Source organism: Streptomyces sp. B3I8 (assembly GCF_030816915.1).
GTDB lineage: Bacteria > Actinomycetota > Actinomycetes > Streptomycetales > Streptomycetaceae > Streptomyces.
This window is the reverse complement of sequence record NZ_JAUSYN010000002.1, coordinates 5968349-5985761: the sequence shown is the minus strand read 5'-3', so window position 1 is coordinate 5985761 and position 17413 is coordinate 5968349. Positions and strand designations below refer to the sequence as shown.

Annotated in this window: 15 protein-coding genes; 10 read left to right on the top strand and 5 right to left on the bottom strand. The window is 69.4% G+C overall.

What is annotated here, in order from left to right:
- The first annotated feature begins 84 nt into the window (after window positions 1–84).
- The 8 genes from QFZ64_RS28705 (at window position 85) to QFZ64_RS28670 (ending at window position 10055) form a co-directional block, all read left to right on the top strand.
- Window positions 85–1569 (top strand): NUDIX domain-containing protein, encoded by a 1485-nt coding sequence (locus tag QFZ64_RS28705; RefSeq protein ID WP_307070397.1) that lies wholly within the window; start codon window positions 85–87, stop codon window positions 1567–1569.
- Between the two features lie 89 nt (window positions 1570–1658).
- A complete protein-coding gene (locus QFZ64_RS28700; RefSeq protein ID WP_307070396.1) occupies window positions 1659–2858 on the top strand; it encodes a protein-L-isoaspartate O-methyltransferase in 1200 nt (399 codons plus the stop codon).
- The gene (locus QFZ64_RS28695; RefSeq protein WP_261994387.1) at window positions 2855–3724 is read left to right on the top strand and encodes a class I SAM-dependent methyltransferase; all 870 of its coding nucleotides are present in this window, start codon (window positions 2855–2857) and stop codon (window positions 3722–3724) included. Before QFZ64_RS28700 ends, QFZ64_RS28695 begins: the two co-directional genes overlap by 4 nt.
- The gene (locus QFZ64_RS28690; protein WP_307070395.1) at window positions 3721–5172 is read left to right on the top strand and encodes a phosphotransferase; all 1452 of its coding nucleotides are present in this window, start codon (window positions 3721–3723) and stop codon (window positions 5170–5172) included. The genes QFZ64_RS28695 and QFZ64_RS28690 overlap by 4 nt, the downstream gene beginning before the upstream one ends.
- Window positions 5162–6193 carry a GNAT family N-acetyltransferase gene (locus tag QFZ64_RS28685; protein ID WP_307070394.1) on the top strand — a complete coding sequence of 344 codons (1032 nt, stop codon included), beginning with the start codon at window positions 5162–5164 and terminating at the stop codon, window positions 6191–6193. Before QFZ64_RS28690 ends, QFZ64_RS28685 begins: the two co-directional genes overlap by 11 nt.
- Before the next feature lie 20 nt (window positions 6194–6213).
- Window positions 6214–6846 (top strand): M15 family metallopeptidase, encoded by a 633-nt coding sequence (locus tag QFZ64_RS28680; protein WP_307070393.1) that lies wholly within the window; start codon window positions 6214–6216, stop codon window positions 6844–6846.
- Between the two features lie 42 nt (window positions 6847–6888).
- The gene (fxlM, locus tag QFZ64_RS28675; RefSeq protein ID WP_307070392.1) at window positions 6889–9201 is read left to right on the top strand and encodes a methyltransferase, FxLD system; all 2313 of its coding nucleotides are present in this window, start codon (window positions 6889–6891) and stop codon (window positions 9199–9201) included.
- Window positions 9202–9590: 389 nt separating this feature from the next.
- Window positions 9591–10055, top strand: a complete 465-nt coding sequence (locus tag QFZ64_RS28670) for a hypothetical protein (RefSeq protein WP_148007426.1) — start codon at window positions 9591–9593, stop codon at window positions 10053–10055.
- A 241-nt stretch (window positions 10056–10296) separates the two neighbouring features.
- Here QFZ64_RS28670 and QFZ64_RS28665 read toward each other — a convergent pair whose 3' ends face one another.
- From QFZ64_RS28665 to QFZ64_RS28645, 5 genes are all read right to left on the bottom strand, one after another.
- Complete coding sequence (locus tag QFZ64_RS28665; RefSeq protein WP_148007425.1) at window positions 10297–11136, bottom strand: hypothetical protein; 840 nt, start codon at window positions 11134–11136, stop codon at window positions 10297–10299.
- A 157-nt stretch (window positions 11137–11293) separates the two neighbouring features.
- Window positions 11294–12730, bottom strand: coding sequence for an amidase family protein (locus QFZ64_RS28660; protein WP_148007424.1), 1437 nt, complete (start codon window positions 12728–12730; stop codon window positions 11294–11296).
- Window positions 12727–13935: an MAB_1171c family putative transporter gene (locus QFZ64_RS28655; RefSeq protein ID WP_307070391.1), complete on the bottom strand. Its 1209-nt coding sequence runs from the start codon at window positions 13933–13935 to the stop codon at window positions 12727–12729. Before QFZ64_RS28655 ends, QFZ64_RS28660 begins: the two co-directional genes overlap by 4 nt.
- Window positions 13932–14444: a hypothetical protein gene (locus QFZ64_RS28650; protein ID WP_261994385.1), complete on the bottom strand. Its 513-nt coding sequence runs from the start codon at window positions 14442–14444 to the stop codon at window positions 13932–13934. The genes QFZ64_RS28655 and QFZ64_RS28650 overlap by 4 nt, the downstream gene beginning before the upstream one ends.
- Window positions 14445–14480: 36 nt before the next feature.
- Window positions 14481–14921: an XRE family transcriptional regulator gene (locus QFZ64_RS28645; RefSeq protein ID WP_261994384.1), complete on the bottom strand. Its 441-nt coding sequence runs from the start codon at window positions 14919–14921 to the stop codon at window positions 14481–14483.
- A gap of 881 nt (window positions 14922–15802) precedes the next feature.
- Here QFZ64_RS28645 and QFZ64_RS28640 point away from each other — a divergent pair.
- Both QFZ64_RS28640 and QFZ64_RS28635 read left to right on the top strand, forming a co-directional pair.
- Window positions 15803–16687, top strand: a complete 885-nt coding sequence (locus QFZ64_RS28640; protein WP_148007422.1) for a helix-turn-helix domain-containing protein — start codon at window positions 15803–15805, stop codon at window positions 16685–16687.
- A 2-nt stretch (window positions 16688–16689) separates the two neighbouring features.
- The gene (locus QFZ64_RS28635) at window positions 16690–17397 is read left to right on the top strand and encodes a hypothetical protein (RefSeq protein ID WP_307070390.1); all 708 of its coding nucleotides are present in this window, start codon (window positions 16690–16692) and stop codon (window positions 17395–17397) included.
- The last annotated feature ends 16 nt before the right edge of the window (window positions 17398–17413 follow it).

Below are 17413 nucleotides of genomic sequence, written 5' to 3'. Positions count from 1 at the left end.
GCCATCTCAGTACGCCCCGCCGAAGCAGCCGCACCCACGGCCGCGGACGACCCCGCCCTTCCCATGCCGTCCCGAGGTGATGACGTGCCGCTCACCCGTTCCCACATCCGCGCGACCGCCGAGGCGTACCTGGCCCGGCATCCGCACGAGCGGGATTCCCTAGCCGGGCTGTTGTCCCTCCTGGACGGAGCCGACGCCCCGGCCAGCCGTGCCACGCTCCCCGGTCACGTCACTTGCAGCGCGGCGGTCATCGACCGGGAACAACGCGTTCTGCACATCGGCCACAAGGTCACGGGGCTGCTCCTCGCTCCGGGCGGCCATGTCGAGGACGACCGGACGCTCCTGGCCGCGGCGCTGCGGGAGGCGTGCGAGGAGACCGGCATCCGGCCGGGCGACCTGTGCCTGACTCCGCAGTTCCTCGGGGCTCCGATCGACATCGACGTCCACGACATCGACGCGAACCCCGCCAAGGGCGAAGGCTCCCACCAGCACTTCGACTTCCGCTTCGTCTTCTATCTCGTGCCCGAGCAGCACCCCGAGCTCACATTGCAGGACGATGAGGTTGCCGGCGCCCGGTGGCTCGAGTTCGCCGACGTCAGGTCCCCGACCTTGCGTGCCAAGCTCCTGGACGCCCGAGACCAGGGCCTCGACGGGCGGCCAGAGCCCGTTAACGCCTCCGCGCTGATCCACGACGGCCACGGCAGATACCTGCTTCACCTGCGTGACCAGCGTGAAGGCATCTGGGCCCCTGGCACGTTCGCTCTCCTCGGCGGCGGCCGTACGGTGGAGGACGTCAACCTGGAGGCGACCTTGCGGCGGGAGCTCGCCGAAGAGGTCCCGGGCCTGGAGGTGAATGGCCTGACGCCGTATGCCCTGGAGGAGGCGACGAGCGTCGACGGCTTCGCGGTGCCGATCCAGGTCTTCGTGGGCCGCTGGAGCGGTGATCCGGAGACGGTGGCGCTGCAAGAGGGCGTGCTGCTGCGGTGGTTCACCCCGGACACGCTGGAGCAGCTGCACCTGAGCCCCGGTCTCGGTGACCTGGTCCGCCGGCACGCGGCAGAGCATCCCCCCGCCGGCAGTCCGCCGGCCACGGCCTGGCTGCTGCGTGACGAGGCGCCGGAGGGGACCGAGCTCCACATCGTGGGTGTCCACCTCTACCTGGAGGACAACCGCGGCCGGATCCTCCTCGGCCTGCGTCACCCGGACTCGGCATACGCGGGCAACACGTGGCACTTCCTGGCCGGGCACTGCGAGCGGGAAGAAGCGATCAGCTGCCTGATCCGGGAGGCTCAGGAGGAAGGGGGGCTGATCATCGAGCCGGGCGACGTCGAGCTCGTGCACCTCGTCCACCTCGTGGACTCGCCGTCCGCCCGCCCGCGTATCGGCCTCGTCTTCCGGGCCCGCACCTGGTCCGGCACCCCAGTCGTCCTGGAGCCCGACCGGTGCGTGGAGTGGCGGTGGTGGAACCCGAAGGATCTCCCGGCCGCCGTCGTGCCCTACACCCGCCAGGCGATCGACGGAGTGCTCGCCGGGCGCTTGTACTCGCAGATGGGGTGGGACGGGCGATGAGGGCCCTGGACGCGAGCCCAGTCACGGCCGGCCGGACACCAGGGCGAGCAGGACGGCCGGCCGACAGCAACCGACCTTCGGCTGCCGAAGTGAATCCGGTCGACGCGCGCGCAGCAATGGTCGCCGAGCTGGAGAAGAAGCACGGGCTACGGCCCGGGCCGGTGCGCGACGCTCTGCTCACGCTGCCCCGCGAGGTACTGATGCCGCAGGCGTACGTGCGGCGCAGCGCCCCGGGTGAGGAGCCGCCGCGGTGGGACCTGCTGGACTGGTCGGCGCCGCAGGACCGTCCCGAGTTGCTCGGGCTGCTGTACGGCGGGGCCAGTGTGCTCGTCCAGCACGACGGTGAGCCCCTGATGGGCCGGGTGCGCGGGACGCGGTCGGGGGCGTCGATCACGTCGATGTCGACGGTGATGGGTCTGACCGCCTCGCTGCTGGAGGAGCTGGATCTACGCCCGGGTCAGCGGGTGTTGGATGTCGGGACGGGCGCGGGGGTGACCGCCGCGGTGGCCTGCCAGGTCTGCGGCGACCAAGAGGTGGTCAGCCTCGACCGGGACCGACACCTCACCGACGCGGCCAGGGTCCGGCTGGCCGACCTGGACTTCCGACCGGAGGTGGTGTGCGGGTCCGGCGAACAGGGTCTACCGGGGCGGAAGTTCGACCGCGTTTTCGTGTCGTACGCGGTGGGGCGTGTGCCGGCGGCCCTCGTCAAGCAGCTCGCCCCTGGCGGCAAACTGCTGGCGCACGTGACCAGCGCGTCACCGTCGTGGCCCGCCCTCGCCGTCGTGGAGCGCAACGACGGCGGGCAGATCACCGGAGAGCTGCGGGCGGTGGAGTTCGCCCACCGAGCCGGGCACGGAATGGAACGGATCTGGCTCAGCGAGGACTTCCGGCAGCGCATCGCCGCCGAGCCGGGCACCTGGACGCAGCGGAGCATGCTGGTGCCGCCTGCGGACACCGACCGGGGCCTGTGGCTGGCCGCAGACCACCTGCTCGGTGGGCTGGTGCGCGACTTCGGCGCCGAGCACCTGGTGATCGGCGCGCCCGCCTGCGGATCCTGGCTACGGGTGGAGCCGGTGGGGCGCTCTCGTTGGAACGTCACCACCCACGGTCCGCGCGACATCTGGAAGGAACTCCAGGACCTGGCCGTCCGGTGGCAGGCGGCCGGCAGCCCCAGCCGATACCGCCTCCTCTTCGAGCCGGACGGTGGCCAGCGGGCCGTATCCGCGTGCGGCCGTCTGTCCTGGCGCCTTCCCACCCGCCGTGCGCTCGACGAGGGAGCATCCGCGTGACCTATCCCGACGATCCCTCCCCGAGCCTGCCTGCGGGCCACGAAGCACTATTCGCGGCGGCCGCCGCCGAGTACGACCGCTACCGGCCGGGTGTGCCCGCCGAAGCTGCCCAGCTGCTGGCCGACACCGTCCGGGACCTTCCCGATCCAACACTGCTGGACCTGGGCACCGGCACCGGACAAGTCCCCCGGGCACTGCTGAAAGCTCTCCCCACTCTCGCGTACATCGAAGGCGTCGACTGGAGCCGGCCAATGCTCGACCAGGCCCGGGCCGCGCTCACGCCCCTGCTCGGGGACTGCACCCTCAACCTCGTCCAAACCTCCGCCGACGTCTACGCGCCCCTCGCCCCTCTGCCCGGGGAGGATAGATGGACGCCGGACTTGATCACCTGCTGCCGGGCCTACCACTGGATGAGCGGCCCGGACGTGCTGGCGATGGCGCACCGGATCGCCGCCCCGCAGGCCACACTGGCGATCATGGGGGACGGCAGCCTATGGACGTACGAGGCCGACTGGACCCGGGCACTGCGCGACCTGATCCAGGGCTACCTGGGGCCCAGGCGTCGCGCCGGAGTGCTCGGCGACTACCTCGAGCCCGTCCGCCCGTTCCAGGAGGACCTCGCCGACTCGGCGTGGAGCGAGGCGACCGAGCACCGCGTCCCCGTCACGCGTTCCTGGACGCCGGAGGGGGTGCTCGGCTACCTGCGCACCACGTCCTTCGCCGGGGCCGAGCTCTTCGGGGAGCGGCACGCGGCGTTCGAGGACGAGGCCCGGGCGCTGCTCAACGAGCTCGCAGCCAGCGGATCGCTGCTGGAGGAGGCCGTGTTCACGGTCCTACTCGCCCGGCGTCCGGGTGATGCGCGGTGAGCGGCGGGCAGCGGCACACCGAGCCGGTGGACGTCCATCTGATCTTGCGGCGGGAGAGCGCGGCAGGTCCGGAGGTTCTGTTGTCGCGGCGGGCCGGCCAGGTGTACGCCGCCGGCCTGTGGCACCTGCCCTCGGGGCATCTGGACGGTCCGCACGAGGACGTCGTCGCCGCCCTGGTGCGCGAGGCGCGGGAGGAGACCGGTGTCGTCATCGATCCGGCCGACGTGCGGGCCGCCGTGACCGTGCACCACCGCAGCCCCGGAGGGGCCTCCCGCACCGGATACTTCTTCGAGGTCCGGCGGTGGCAGGGCACGGCCCGGATCGCGGAGCCGGACGTCTGTGACGCCATGGACTGGACGCCCCTGGACGCCCTTCCTACCGGGATGGTGGCGTACTGCCGGGCTGGCCTAGACGCCTACTCCGCCGGTGCACGTCTCGCTGTCCACTTCCAACTGCCCGGGGACGCCATCGCCTTCGACTCTGGCACCGACCGTCTGCGGATCGTGCCGGACGTCACCGGCCGGGCGTTCGCCAGCTGTCCCGACGCTGCGGTCGTGGAGTTCGCCGAGCGGGCGGTCGGTCGGATCACCGAGTGGACGGATGCGTCGTGGGCGCGCGAGAACAGCCGTGTCTGGCGGGCCCAAGGCATCCAGGGCGGCACCTGGTACGTGAAGGTCCACCAGAACGACAAGTTCCACGGCAGGGAAGTACGGGGACTGCGAACGTGGGCACCAGCACTGGGCGCGGCCGCACCTCGACTGGTTGCCGCCGACGAGAAGCTGCTGGCGGTGGTACTCACCGCGGTGCCGGGCCGTCCGCTGCACGGCGCCGTCCTTGCCCCGGATCGGCAGAGGGCGGTCTTCCACCGGATCGGCGCGCTGGCCCGGCGCATCCACCAGTCCTCTCCCGCACGGCCCGCGCCTGCCGGCAGTGGCCCGGCCGTTGCCAAGGCCGACCGGCACCTGGCCGGAGCGCGGCCCCATCTGAACCCGGGCGATGAGGAGTTCGTCCGCAAGCTCGTCCGGCGGGCCGAGGATCTGCAGCCGCTGGAATGGGTGGAAACCCACGGGGACTTCCAGCTGCGCAACATCCTCTACACCCCCGACGCCGCAGATGAGGCGGACGATCCCGACGTCTTCGTGGCGGTGATCGATCTCGAGCGCAGTGAGCCGGGACCGGCCGTACGGGATCTGGTCCGCCTGTCCGACGCCTGGGTCGGCCGCCCCGACCTCTTCGAGGCGTTTCTGGCCGGGTACGGCAGGTCCCTGACCGCCGCCGAGGAGGCCCGGCTGGTCATCGACGCAGCTCTCGATTCCGTGAGCGGGATCGCGTACGGGGCCGCCCACGGTGATCCCGAGCTGGTCGAACGCGGCCACCGCACGCTGGCCCGGCTGCGGGCCAAGCACGACGCGACCCTCTCGTCGAAGGAGCAACCCGGTGCACGCTGATCCCACCTCCCCGCATGGCGAACGGCGCGCCGCTGAGAAATTCCTGGTGCGCGCGGCTGTGCCACAGGACGGCGCCGCCATCATCCAGCTGCGTTCCGCGTACATCCTGTCGACGCCACTGAGCGCTCAGTGGATCCGGCGGTGCGCGGACGAGCTGGCCGTCCGTCTGATGCCGGACGGCGACGCGCGCGCGTTCGTCATCGACTCCCCCACCGGTGGGCCGGTCGCCTGTGCTCTCGGGCTGATCCACCCGGTTCTTGCGGCGCCGTCCTACCCGCACGGGCTGGCCGCTCGCGTGCAGATGGTCGCCACCCATCCCGAGTACCGTCGCCGCGGCTACGCGCGGGCCGTTGTCGGCACGCTCGTTGACCACCTGGCCGACGAACACATCACCCTATTCGAGCTGCACACCAGCGCGGAGGCTGCGCCGCTGTACCGTGAGCTCGGCTTCAGCGGCAGCCCGGCACTGATGCGGATGACCCGGCACAGCGAATGCGCCGTCGCGGCGCACGACGCGCAGCCGGAGGAGACGTGGGTGCCGCCGGAGCAGTACGCCCAATCACTGCCCAAGGCGGTCGCGTTCGTGTGCCTGTACATCACCGACGAGGAAGACCGGCCCCTGCAACTGCACTCCGTCTACTCCCCCTCCCATCCCTGGCACATGATCGGCGGCGCGATGGATCTGGGCGAGCGGCCCTGGGACGCGGCCGTGCGCGAGTGCCGGGAGGAGACCGGCATGAGCGTCAAGGGTCCGCCCCGGCTGCTGGCCACCGTGTACGGGCAGCCCCGGGCACAGCGCCCCTACAGCACCCTTCAGCTCGTCTTCGACGGCGGGCGTCTCACCGCCGAACAGATCCGCGCCATCACGCTCGACGCGCGCGAGCACGACGAGGCCCGTGTCCTGCCCCTTCAGCTTTGGCAGCCGCTGATGCCGAAAGGCGACTTCGCGCGACTCCGCGCGGTGGAGGAGGCCCGCCGTACTGGCGTGGCCGCATACGTCGACAGCTGGGGGAACGCATGAACAGCGACGGCATTGTGTTGATGTCCGATTCGAGGGTCGCGGCGATCCCCGTGCAGGACCTTGGCGAGGCTTTGGTCGACGTCCGCGCAAACGGCCTGCCGGTCGATGACCGCAAACGCGACGCCACCGGGGCCTGGGCCTACGTCCGGCACGGAGTCCTCAGTCGGCTGCTGCACGCCCAGTCACTGCTGCCCAACGGGCTGCGGTTGCTGTTCATCGACGGGTACCGGCCCCCGGCGCTGCAGCGGCAGTACTTCGAGGAGTACTCGAAGGAGCTCTCCCGCGCCAACCCCGGGTGGCCGCCAGCAGAGCTTCGTCAGGCCGCCAGCCGCTTCGTTTCGCCTCCGGAGATCGCGCCGCACTCCGCCGGCGCGGCCGTGGACGTGACGCTGACCGACCACCAGGGCCGCGAGCTGGACATGGGCACGCGCGTCAACGCCTCCCCGGAGGAGTCCGACGGCGCCTGCTACACCGACGCACCCGGCCTCAGCGACCGGGCCCGCACAAACCGGGCCGCGCTGGGCCGCGCGCTGTCCTCCGCAGGCTTGATCAACTACGGCACGGAGTGGTGGCACTGGTCGGTCGGAGACCGGTACTGGGCGCTGCAGACCAAGCAGCCGACCGCCTTCTACGGCCTCATCGAACTGCCCTGACACCGCACCACCACCCCGCCATTCACGAACGAGGAGCGATCCGTGGGATACACCCGGACTGACTGGTCCGAGCATTACACCGAGGGGCGAGGCTTCCGGCGGCTCGGGGACGAGGAGAAGCGCCTGCTCGTCGAGCACGCGCCGGCACCCATGGACGGCCGCGCGCTCGACGTCGGCTGCGGCACGGGCGAGCTGGCTAGCTACCTCGCCTCCCTCGGGTACACCGTCGACGGAGCCGATTTCGCTGAGGGCGCGCTGAAGCGAGCCCGCGCGGAGCACGCCGAGGCGGAGGCGGTGCGCTGGCTGTGCGTGGACGTGGAGCACGACGACCTGGCAGACCTCGCGGAGGGCGGCTACGACCTGGTCGTGCTGCGGCTGTCCATCGCGTTCGTCCGCGATCGTGCCCGTGTCCTGCGCCGTCTGGCCGCGCGTCTGCGCGAGGGCGGGGTGCTGGTCATCATCACGCCGGTCGTGGAGCACACCCCGGAGGAGCGACGCCACATCGCGCTGGACGAGAGTGAACTGGCTGCGCTCACCGACGGCTTCGAGCAGGTTGAGCGGTTCGACGCGCAGGGCCTGGCGGTGCTGGTCCTGCGCGGGCCGGCCAGTTCGTTCAGCGCGGAGGAGAAACGGCGGCCCGAGCCGCAGGCCGTTTTCGGTGCCGCAGTGGTGGTCACCGACGCGTCCGGACGTGTCCTGCTGGGCCGCTCGACCCGGGGCATGTGGGAACTGCCGGCGGGCCGGATCGAGACAGGGGAGGCCGCACCGGCTGCCGCTGTCCGGGAGTTGGCGGAGGAGACCGGGCTGACGGCGCGCCTGGAAGACGCTCACGTCATCACCGTGCTCCACGACGACCGCCTCGACGTGCGCCGCATCACCGCCGTGGTCCGCGTCACCACCTGGAGCGGTGAACTCGGCCTGGCCGAGCCGCACCGCTTAGTACGGTGGGAGTGGCACGACCTCCATGCCCTGGCCACCCTGGGGAAGATCTTCGCGCCCACCACGCAGGCGCTCACCGCAGTGTGGCCCGGCGTGCTGCCTGGGCTGCCGCCCATGCACTCCTACGCGTGCTCTGCCGCCGTCCCGCCGGTGCCCGGGGAGCCGGCCGAGGCCGCGCGGCTGCGTGAGCGGATGGCGGACACCGTCATCGAGAAGGGCTGGGCGCCCTCCCCCCGCGTCCAAGCCGCACTGCGGGAGGTCCCCCGGCACCGGTTCGTTCCCGAAGCTCCGCTGGAGACGGCCTACCACGACGACCTTGCCGTGGTGACGGTCCGGGAGTCGCCCCAGACCGCGCTCAGCTCCGTCTCCGCAGCCTGGCTGCAGGCCGACATGATCGAGCAACTCCGGCCTGAGCCGGGAATGACCGTGCTGGAGGTCGGCTCCGGCGGATACAACGCGGAGCTCCTGGCCCACGTCCTGGGAGAGCGCGGACGCGTGGTGACCGTGGACGTCGACGCGTACGTAGTGCACCGCACTCAGCGGCTGTGCGCGGAAGCCGGCAGCGGCCGGGTCACCGCCGTCCTCGGCGACGGTGGTCTCGGCACCCCCGGCCACGTCCCCGCCAAGGGATTCGACGGGATCATGATCACGCACAACGCGTCCGACATCGCCCCGGCCTGGCGGGAGCAACTCGCCGAGGGGGCGCGCTTGGTCGTTCCGCTGGAGATGGGCGGCTACACCCGCTCCCTCACCCTCGTCCGGCGCGGCGACGTGCTGCACTGCGAACACTGGACGTACTGCGGGTTCGTGCGGGACCGCGGCGCCGCCGCCCGTACCGCACCCGCCGTCCCACTGGCCGGCGGCGAGGTCACCGTGCGGTGGGAAGACGGTGAGCCCGACGGTACCTCCGGGATCGAGGCGGCGCTGCGCGGACCGCGGCACGAACTCACCACGGGCCTCGTCGTCCGCGGCATCTTCAATTTCGAGACCCTGCAGGTCTACGCAGCGACCACGCTGCCGGGGTTCTGCCGCCTGGCCACCTCAAAGGGTTCCGCGCTGGTCGCGCAGCAGGACGCGGCGGCGATGCTGTCGGACGGCTCCCTCGCCTACCTGACCTACCGTAAGGTCAAGGACGCCCCGGATCCGGCCGACCGGCTCACGGAGTTCTTCATCCACGGCTACGGGCCGGCCGCCGACGAGCTGGCGGAGCGCTTCGCCGACTGCGTGCGCACATGGGACCAGCAAGTGCGCGAGAGCGGCTACCCGCCGATGACCGTCCACCCGGCCGGCACCCCGAACGAGCAACTGCCTACCGGCGACGTGCTCGACAAGCCCTCCGCGAGGCTCGTCTTCCAGTGGCCCGGACGCGTTCCCAACGGGGCCGCAGGACCTGCTCGCGGCGGGTGTCGACACTGATGCAGCGGGCAGGCGACCACGGCTCGGACATACTCAATGTAGGTGTCAGCCTGCTCGAGCCGATCAGATCTGTTGCGTCGTGGTCCATGGTGGCGTCGATACCGAGCGCGGCGATCAGGACACAGTAGAGCGTGCGTTGGCCGTAGGGGGCCAGAGCTCCCATCCTGGAAGACTCACCTCTTACTCGATGATCGCCGCGCGGCCTGGACCCACTTCGGCCGAGCCCGCTGACCTTGCTCGAGCATCGATTGTCAGGCTTACGCCGTTACGTGCCACGCCGGTACGATGCGATCCTCGCGCAGGCTGCTGCGAACTGGAAGAGGGGGCGCTGATCCATGGGGAAATCAGCACGGGTGTTGGGCTGGGAGTTTGGCCGAACGGCTCGCGAAATGAATGAGCTTCTCAAGAACTACGGCTACTTGTACGGGAACCCCGGCACTTATGGACTCACCGAGAAGGGGAAGCAGTACGCGGAAGAGCAGTACCACTCGCGCGGAACAGGCGGTTACGCGCAATACAACAGAAGCTGGGAAACTCGCACTTGGAGCGACGAGACGGCAGCGGCGCTTAAGGCTGACATGGAAGCTAACCCCGGAGGCTTCGACACAGGAGACTCTCCCACTGAAGAAGAGGAAGCTCTCGGGTACGAGCCTTTTGCAGACTACGACGGCAGTAGCGATGACGGCGCCCCTCAGCCAAGTTGGAAAGAATTGGCAATCGGCGGAGCCATAGTAGGAGCTCTTCTCATCTCCCCTCATGTCAAGCCCTTCTGGAACAACAAGGTGAAACCTGCTGCGAAGAAGCTGCGGGACGGGCTACTGAAACAGCCGTCGGTCGAATCCACCGACTCCTGATGCCACCGAGAGATTAATAGGTGATCGGGTATCTAAACTCTCCGAATTGCTCGACCAGCATGATGGCTCCTCCGTCGGGGCCGCAGATCGGCTTGGCCGGGTCGACGGAAGCCGCTGCGGTAGGGTGATGGCTCTACGAGCGGTGGCACCGGGGATGCGCTGGCGGCCCCGCTGCGGCGTCTCCAGATCGGGCGTGTGGTCGTCCTTGAAGTCGGCTCCACGATCTCGCGATCCAGTGGAGTCAGTCCAGCAAGGAGAAGTCGAGGTTGACGAAAATTTCGTTGAGGTCGATTCCCTCGGCTTCGGTAAACGCGCGCAGCTGACCCCACATTTCGGGGATACCGCTGACCGCGCCGCCCCGCAGGAGCACTCGGGGCAGATCATCGCCCCATTCGTCCACGTATAGCTCTGCGGCTTCGATTCCCGCCAATTCCTTGCAGATGCTGATGAGAGTCGTGGAGTCGGCCGTCAGACGTCGTTCGATGAACTGACAATCTGGCTCGTTCTCCTTGACAACCAGGGCGAGCACCTGGCGAGATTGCCGGGTCAGGGTGCTCACTCGGTCCGCGAGCTGGCAGATTAGGGCAAGAACCTGGGCCTCCTCCTCTGGTTCCAATTCCTCGCCCTCCCAGGCGAAGTACCGCCGCATCGTCGTGGCCGGGATGACGGTGTTCCCCGCCACCGCATCCTTGAACTCCGCTTCCAGTTGTTCCAGGCCGTATCGGTATGGCGCCTCATGACGTTCCTTTACGGCCCGCAGGTACTCCACGGTGAACTCGTCGCGCGAGTTCTTGTCATCGATGTTCCGGGCATGCACCTTGCAGAGCAATATCAGATTACTAAAATGCCGGAGGTCATCGACATCCTTCCCGTCCCACTCTTCATGCCTTGCACTGGTCGGCTCCGCACCAATGATGTGGGCGATCTCCCCCACCCAGCCGTCTTCCGCGGTGACGAGCCGTGTTGTGCAATTTGGGTCACCCCATGCGCACTCGTTCCCGGAGAAGACGAATAGCTGCCGCGCGACATCCGGCAGCGGCTTCCGCCGGTTCTTCTCCGTACCGTCCATCCTCTGCGCCACGGCTACCCCCCTGCCGATCCATGCTGGCTGGCGTCAGGCTACCCAAAACTCCACAGCTGCAGAGAGTGGCAGATGGAGCGATGGCGACAGTTGCACAGGCGAGCTCGCCAGTACCGGGTCCGCCGAGCCGCGCCCGTCCCCTCTTTGACGAGCGGCGTCAGAGGCTGACTGCTCCGGCCACTTCTCCGAACTCCGACGCCAAGTATTCGGCCATCGCAAGCAAGGTTCGGTCCGAGTACATCGGTCCCACAAGCTGTACGCCGATCGGGAGCCCCTCCGCGTTCCGCGCAACGGGTACGACCAGGCTGGGCAGACCGACGTGGCTCGTGAGGTTGGCCCAGCCGGTCTGGTCGAAGAAGCTGCGCTCGACGCCGTCGACCGTGAGAGAGCGGGTGCCAGCTGGGATCGCAGCGGTGGGGGCGGCGGGCGTGACGAGAATGTCGTGCTGGGCGTCGGCGAAGAACCGGTGCCACGTCTCCCGAAGCTGGAAGCGCTCCTCGTTGGCGCGGAGCCAGGAGCGGTGTGTCTGCGTTCGGTGGCGGAGGAAGGTGGCTCGTAGGCTTGCGTCATCCTCCTGCAGGTCATGCGCCGCCGCGAGCTCGGCCGCACCGGATTCGTCGTCGCTGGCGGCCGTCGCGGTCGCGTGAAGGAGCTGCTCGAAGAGTCGGAGAGAGCTGGCGAAGCCGACCGGTCCCCCGGTGCGGCGGACGTTCGTGCCGCCGGAGGCCAGTGCCTGCTCGACGGTGGTGAGAGCATCGGCAGCTTCGCGGTCGACGGGGCAGCTTGTGTCCTCGGCCCACACCACCACGCGGAGCTGGCCGACTGCGCGGCGCGGTGCGGGCAGATTAACGAGCCAGGGGTTGTTCTCGACAGGTGACGGCGTCGTCAGCGCGTCGAGGAGCAGAGCGATGTCGCGGGGGTGGCGTGCAAGAGGGCCGGGGATGACCATGTCGCTGCTGCTGATCCAGCCTGGCGGGCGAGGGATGTGACCGCGAGCCGGGATGAGTCCCTGCGTGGGGCGCAGGCCATAAACCCCGCAGTAGTGAGCCGGAAGCCGAAGTGAACCAGCGAGGTCGCTGCCGAGGTCGGCGGGGGTCAGGTGGGCGGCGACTGCTGCGGCCGGGCCGCCGGAGGAGCCGCCAGCGGTGCGCTTGGGGTCGTGCGGGTTGAGTGTGGGGCCGAACAGACTGTTGTCGGTGTGCAGGTCCTGGCAGTACGCCGGGGTGTTCGTCTTACCCATGATCACGGCGCCTTGGTGGCGGAGCCGGGCGACCGCGTCGGCGTCGCGTGCGGGTACGTGATCTGCCAGGGCTTCCGCACCGCTGGTGGTGCGTAGGCCGGCCGTCTCGAAGCTGTCCTTGATCGTGAGGGGAAGGCCGTCGAGGGTCCCGCTGCTCTCGTTGCGGGCGCGGCGTTCGTCTGCTGCTCGCGCGGCGGCTCGGGCCGCGCTGTCGTCACGGGTGATGACGGCGTTGACGTGGCTGGCGTCGATCCGGGCGAGGTGGAGGTCGAGCAGCTCACGGCTGGAGATCTCGCGGCGGTCCAGCGCCTGGAGCTGGACGTGTGCGGGCTGGCGGGTGAGGTCGGTCGTCATGCGGAGACTCGCTCAAGGTGGGGGGCCCGTGCCGACTGGCGGGGCAGGTGGCGAGCGACGTCGAGGAGAGCGTCGATGTCGTCCATGGGCCGGCTGGTCTGGCGTTCGAAGTCCGCGAATTCGGTGAGCTGGTCGGGCGCCGGGTGGGCACCTTCGGCCCGAGCAGCGATTCCGGCGAGGATTTGGTCGGCCGTGACGGCTGCAGACAGCTCCTGGCCGTGAAGTCCTCGGGCCCGATGGTGGGCTTCGCTGGCCTCGCGGACGGCGGCATCGAGGTATTGGCGGATCACGAACCGGCCGTCCCGGATCTCGACTGCTCGGCGGTAGAGGCGGATCGAGATGCGGCGGAAGCGACGCCTCTGGGCCGGGTCGACTCGGTCGATCGGCAGCTCGATCTCGGGCGCCTCGCTGTAGAACGCCAGCCACAGGGGGCGCAGGCCGTAGTAGCTGCGGTACTGCTTGATCCGGTATTGGACGCTCTGGGCTTGGTCGCTGATGGTGGGCACGAGCCAGCCAATGAGCGTGAGCATTGCGCCGACATCGCCACAGGTCCAGGCGAAGCCCTCCCACTCAGCGAGGGAGGTGCCGAAGGCGCCGGCGATCACGTCGCCGATGCGGACTGCGCTGTATCCGAGGGTGACGGTAGCCCCGAGGGCGACGATGCGCAGGCCCAGGCTGACGGATCCACGGGTGCTGCGGCGGGCCAGGCGCCAGCAGGCGCGGGCGAGGAACAGCTCCCCGACGGTGTAGGCCGTGACGTACAGGGTGAGGTACCCGGCGTACCAGTCGTCGTGCGCGTAGTACAGCGTGAAGTTGATCGGATGCGGCGCGCTGGGCGTCAGCAGGGCGAACAGCACCAACAGCCCTGCGATCACCGCAAAGCCGGCCCCGAGCCACCGGCGACTCCGCTGGCGGGCGACCTCGGGCGGGGATCCCCAGTAGGTGAGGACCACCTGTTGGCAGGCCAGCAGCGCGACAACGCAGCCTTGCGCGAGAGGCACGGAGAGGTTGGCGGTGCCGAGCACGCGGTCGAGATAGTTCCACATCGGCGCGATGGAGAACAGGAACGACAGTCCTGACAGTAGGAAGACGGCGGCCAGCGCGGTGGAGGCGGCGTCTCGGCGGCGGGTCAGCACGTCCCGCAGGAGGCAGAGGAAGCCGAGCGTGGCGACGACGAGGCTGATCGGGTGAAGCAGGTCCTTCACGACCGGGCCTCCCGTCGACGCAGAAGCGTGTGCGTGACTCGGTCCTGGACTTCGTCCCCGGAGGACTCATCGCTTCGCAGCCACCGGTCGATGATCCGGTGCTGGAGCAGCGAAGCGAGGAGTTCGGTGTCCCGCTCCTCGTCCTCGTCGTACTTGGTGCGCCCCAGCATCATCTGCACGGTGGCCGGGTCCAGGCTGGTGATGAAGGCCGGAGCCAGCGCGGACACCGGTCGGTTTTCGTGGTGGCCAAGCAGGAGGTGGCTGAACTCGTGGGCGATGATGTGGTCCTGGTGCAGGGAGCTGGTCCATGGGTCGTAGAACACGTGGACGGTACTCTCCGTGACGGCACATGCCCCGCACACCGAGGGCGCCTGCTCCCGGGGCTCCAGGACCACCGTCCGTCCCGTGCGGCGAGAGACCTCGTCGCTGAGGTCGCGGATATTGGTGACGTGCGGGAGCTTCAGCTCGGCCAGGAGGTCAGGCCGACGCAGCCTACGTGCAGACCACATTACTTTTCCTTGATCATTTACTGAACTAAGGCCGATTCATACGCCAGTTGAGGGCGGCAACCCCTCGGATTTCCGCACACTCTCAACGATCCCCAGGATGGCGTCCTTTCCATCCGCAGAGACGTCGGAGAGTCGAAGAAGAACGTTCTTGATCTTCGCGTCGCGAAGCAGCGCGAGCAACTCAAGCTCCTGCACGGTCTTTTCAGCGACAACGTCGTCGAACCAATAGGCAGGGTCCACTCCGAAAAAGCCTGCCAGCGCTTCGAGATGACGCTTCGTCGGATTATCCCGCTGCCCCGTCCTCAGGAGCCACAGGTACTGGGCCGACAACTTCCCCAGCCCACGCTTCTCCATCAGTTCGGCGACTTCAGCGTTGCTGAAGGGGCCGCGATTGGGCGGGTGCACCGTGTCGAACAGGCGGTTTAGGCGGTCCATGAGCCCCTTGGGGTTCACCTGACCTTCGATCGACTCTTCCATGATCCTTTCCCGGGGAGCTTCGCAATCACTTCGACCACTCTACCCCGCGATAAACACGAGTTGACGGGCCGATCCCGCATATGGAAAGTTCTCCCTCACCAGCACGTTTGCGTGTGGCGTACGCCGCACTTTTGGGTGGAACTGTCCGTTTCGACCGGCAGGAGCGCGCCGGGCGACGTGGCGCGAGCCACATTCACCCAGCAATACACGTCACGCCTGGTAGCACCAGGCTTTGATTTTCGACCGGAAAGCGCGGAGGCGACAGTGGAAACACCCCATCCACATCGCATTCCCGCCGCGGGAAATATCAGACACCTGCCCCAATTCGGACATGATGGCACGCGCTTGGCGTTCAGGGAAACCGCGGTAACGGTGCCCTTCGATGCTGGAGGGCGGCTCATGCCGGGCAGTACAGGCGGTTCCGGCGATAGATCGCGCCGTGACTCTCTGCAACCAGTACAGAGTTTAAGAACCAAGTCTGGATCTTGACACGGGTCCGTGCGTATGTTCATCGTCCCCGGGCAGCCCGCCCGCGACGACGGATGTGAGGAGCCAGCGAGCACGGACCGGACCGAGAAGGTCCGCAATACAGCGACGGCGCCCGAGAGCGGTAACTCGCGGACGCCGAGCGCTAAGCGGCATACCCGCCCCGGCAAGGGCGGAGATTGCCCACCATCACCACGCTGAGTCCTTCCAAGGGGCGCGTCAGCGCGGCAACACTGCAAAGGGGAGTATCGCATGCCTCCTGCCCTGCGCAAAAGGCCCTTCCGTCTGGCCTGCGCGGCAGCCACCTCCGCCTCGGCGCCTCAGCGCCCCGAGCCGGACCACACCATCCCGGCCCAGGCGGGCCGTCGGCCCCGCCCGTTCTCCGGGAGCGGCCGATGAGCAGCGAAGCCCGCGAGTGGGTTTGGGAGCACAGCTCCAGCCGGGGCACCGCGCGCCTGGTCCTGCTGTCGATCGCAGACCGGGTGGCCGACGAGCAGTGCGTCTCCTGGGCCTCGCTGTCCAGCCTGGCCAAGCGCACGCGTGCCTCCGTCTCCACGGTGCGCGAGGCCATCGATCGCCTGGTCGACGCCGGTGAGCTGGAGCAGCTTGACGACCTCACCGGCCCGCAGCGCAGCACCGTTTACCGCCTCCCCCTCGCCGCCAAGACCGTGGCAGAGACCGCCGAGGAGGACGCCGACCACGCGTCGAAGGAGGGGGCCGAGGCCACCCCGGCGCTCCGGATCTCGGCCCTGCGGCGGTGCGGAATCCGCCCACGTGAGGTGCCGGAATCCCCTGCGAGGGTCCGGAAACCGGCAGTACCGGAAACCGGCAGGTCCCGACGGAATCCGGCACCTCGACGTACCGGAAACCGGCACAGCGATGTACCGGAAACCGGCACACAGAACCGTAGTGAACCGGATTTGAACCGTAGGTACAGCAGTGGTGGTGCTGCCGTCACCTCGGCCGCCGAGTGGCAGGTCGACCCAGCCACCCACACCTGGGCCCGCCAGCAGGGACACCTCGACCGCCTCGGCGAACAGGGCCTCGCCGCGGCCGACGCGAAGTGGCGTGCCCACCGCGCCGACTTCAAGCCGAGGCCGGCGGATGCCTGGGCTGCCGACTGGCGCTCCTGGGTCGCCCGGGAACACGCCCCGGGTCGCCCGAACCTCTACGCCGTGCCCGGCAAGAGCCCCTCCGCGCCAGGCGGGATGACGCGGGCCGAGGCCCACACCGCCGCCCTCCTCGCCGCCCTTGACGAGCCGACTGGAACGGAGGGCTGACCGTGGACCGCCGCGAAATCGCCGCCCTGCTGGCGTACATCGGCCGACTCGACCCCCGCACCATCCGCACCGACCAGGGCGAGGCCCGCGACCAGCTCGCCCAGTGGCACGAGCTGCTCGGCGACGTGCCGATGGCCACCCCGCACGGCTGGGACGCCCGCGTCGCCGCCCGTCAGCACGTCCGCACCTCGCCATATCAGATCGTGCCCGCGGACGTGGCCCGTCCTTGGGAGAGCTACCGGCGCGATCGCCTGGCGAGGCACTCCGACCCCACGCCGTCCGTCGACCCGGACGACCAAGCCGCCTGGACCGCCGAGCTGGTCGGCACTCGCCGCGCCGTCGCCGCCGGCACCGCGCAGCCCGCGCAGGCCAGGGCGATCACCAGCGGTCGCGGCGGGATCGACCCGAGGCTGGAGGCGCGGCTGCGGGAGGTCGGCTCCTGCATACCGCCCGCAGCCCGTGCCGCCCTCGCGCCCTACCGGCCCGCGCGAGCAGCTCGCGAGGCCGCCGTCGCGCAGGGGCTGCCCGACGCTCTGAGTGTTAGGTGCGAGTGGTGCCTGGCCCAACCCGGCGAGCCGTGTCGTCGCCGCCGGATCGGTCCCGACGACGGGGTACGCGGAACCGCCCCGCGCGCCACCCCCCATCCCGGCCGCCTCGACCTCGCCGCGGCCCACCAGAAGGAGCAGGCCCAGCAGCCCGCCTTGGCCTGACCGGCGCATCCGGCCC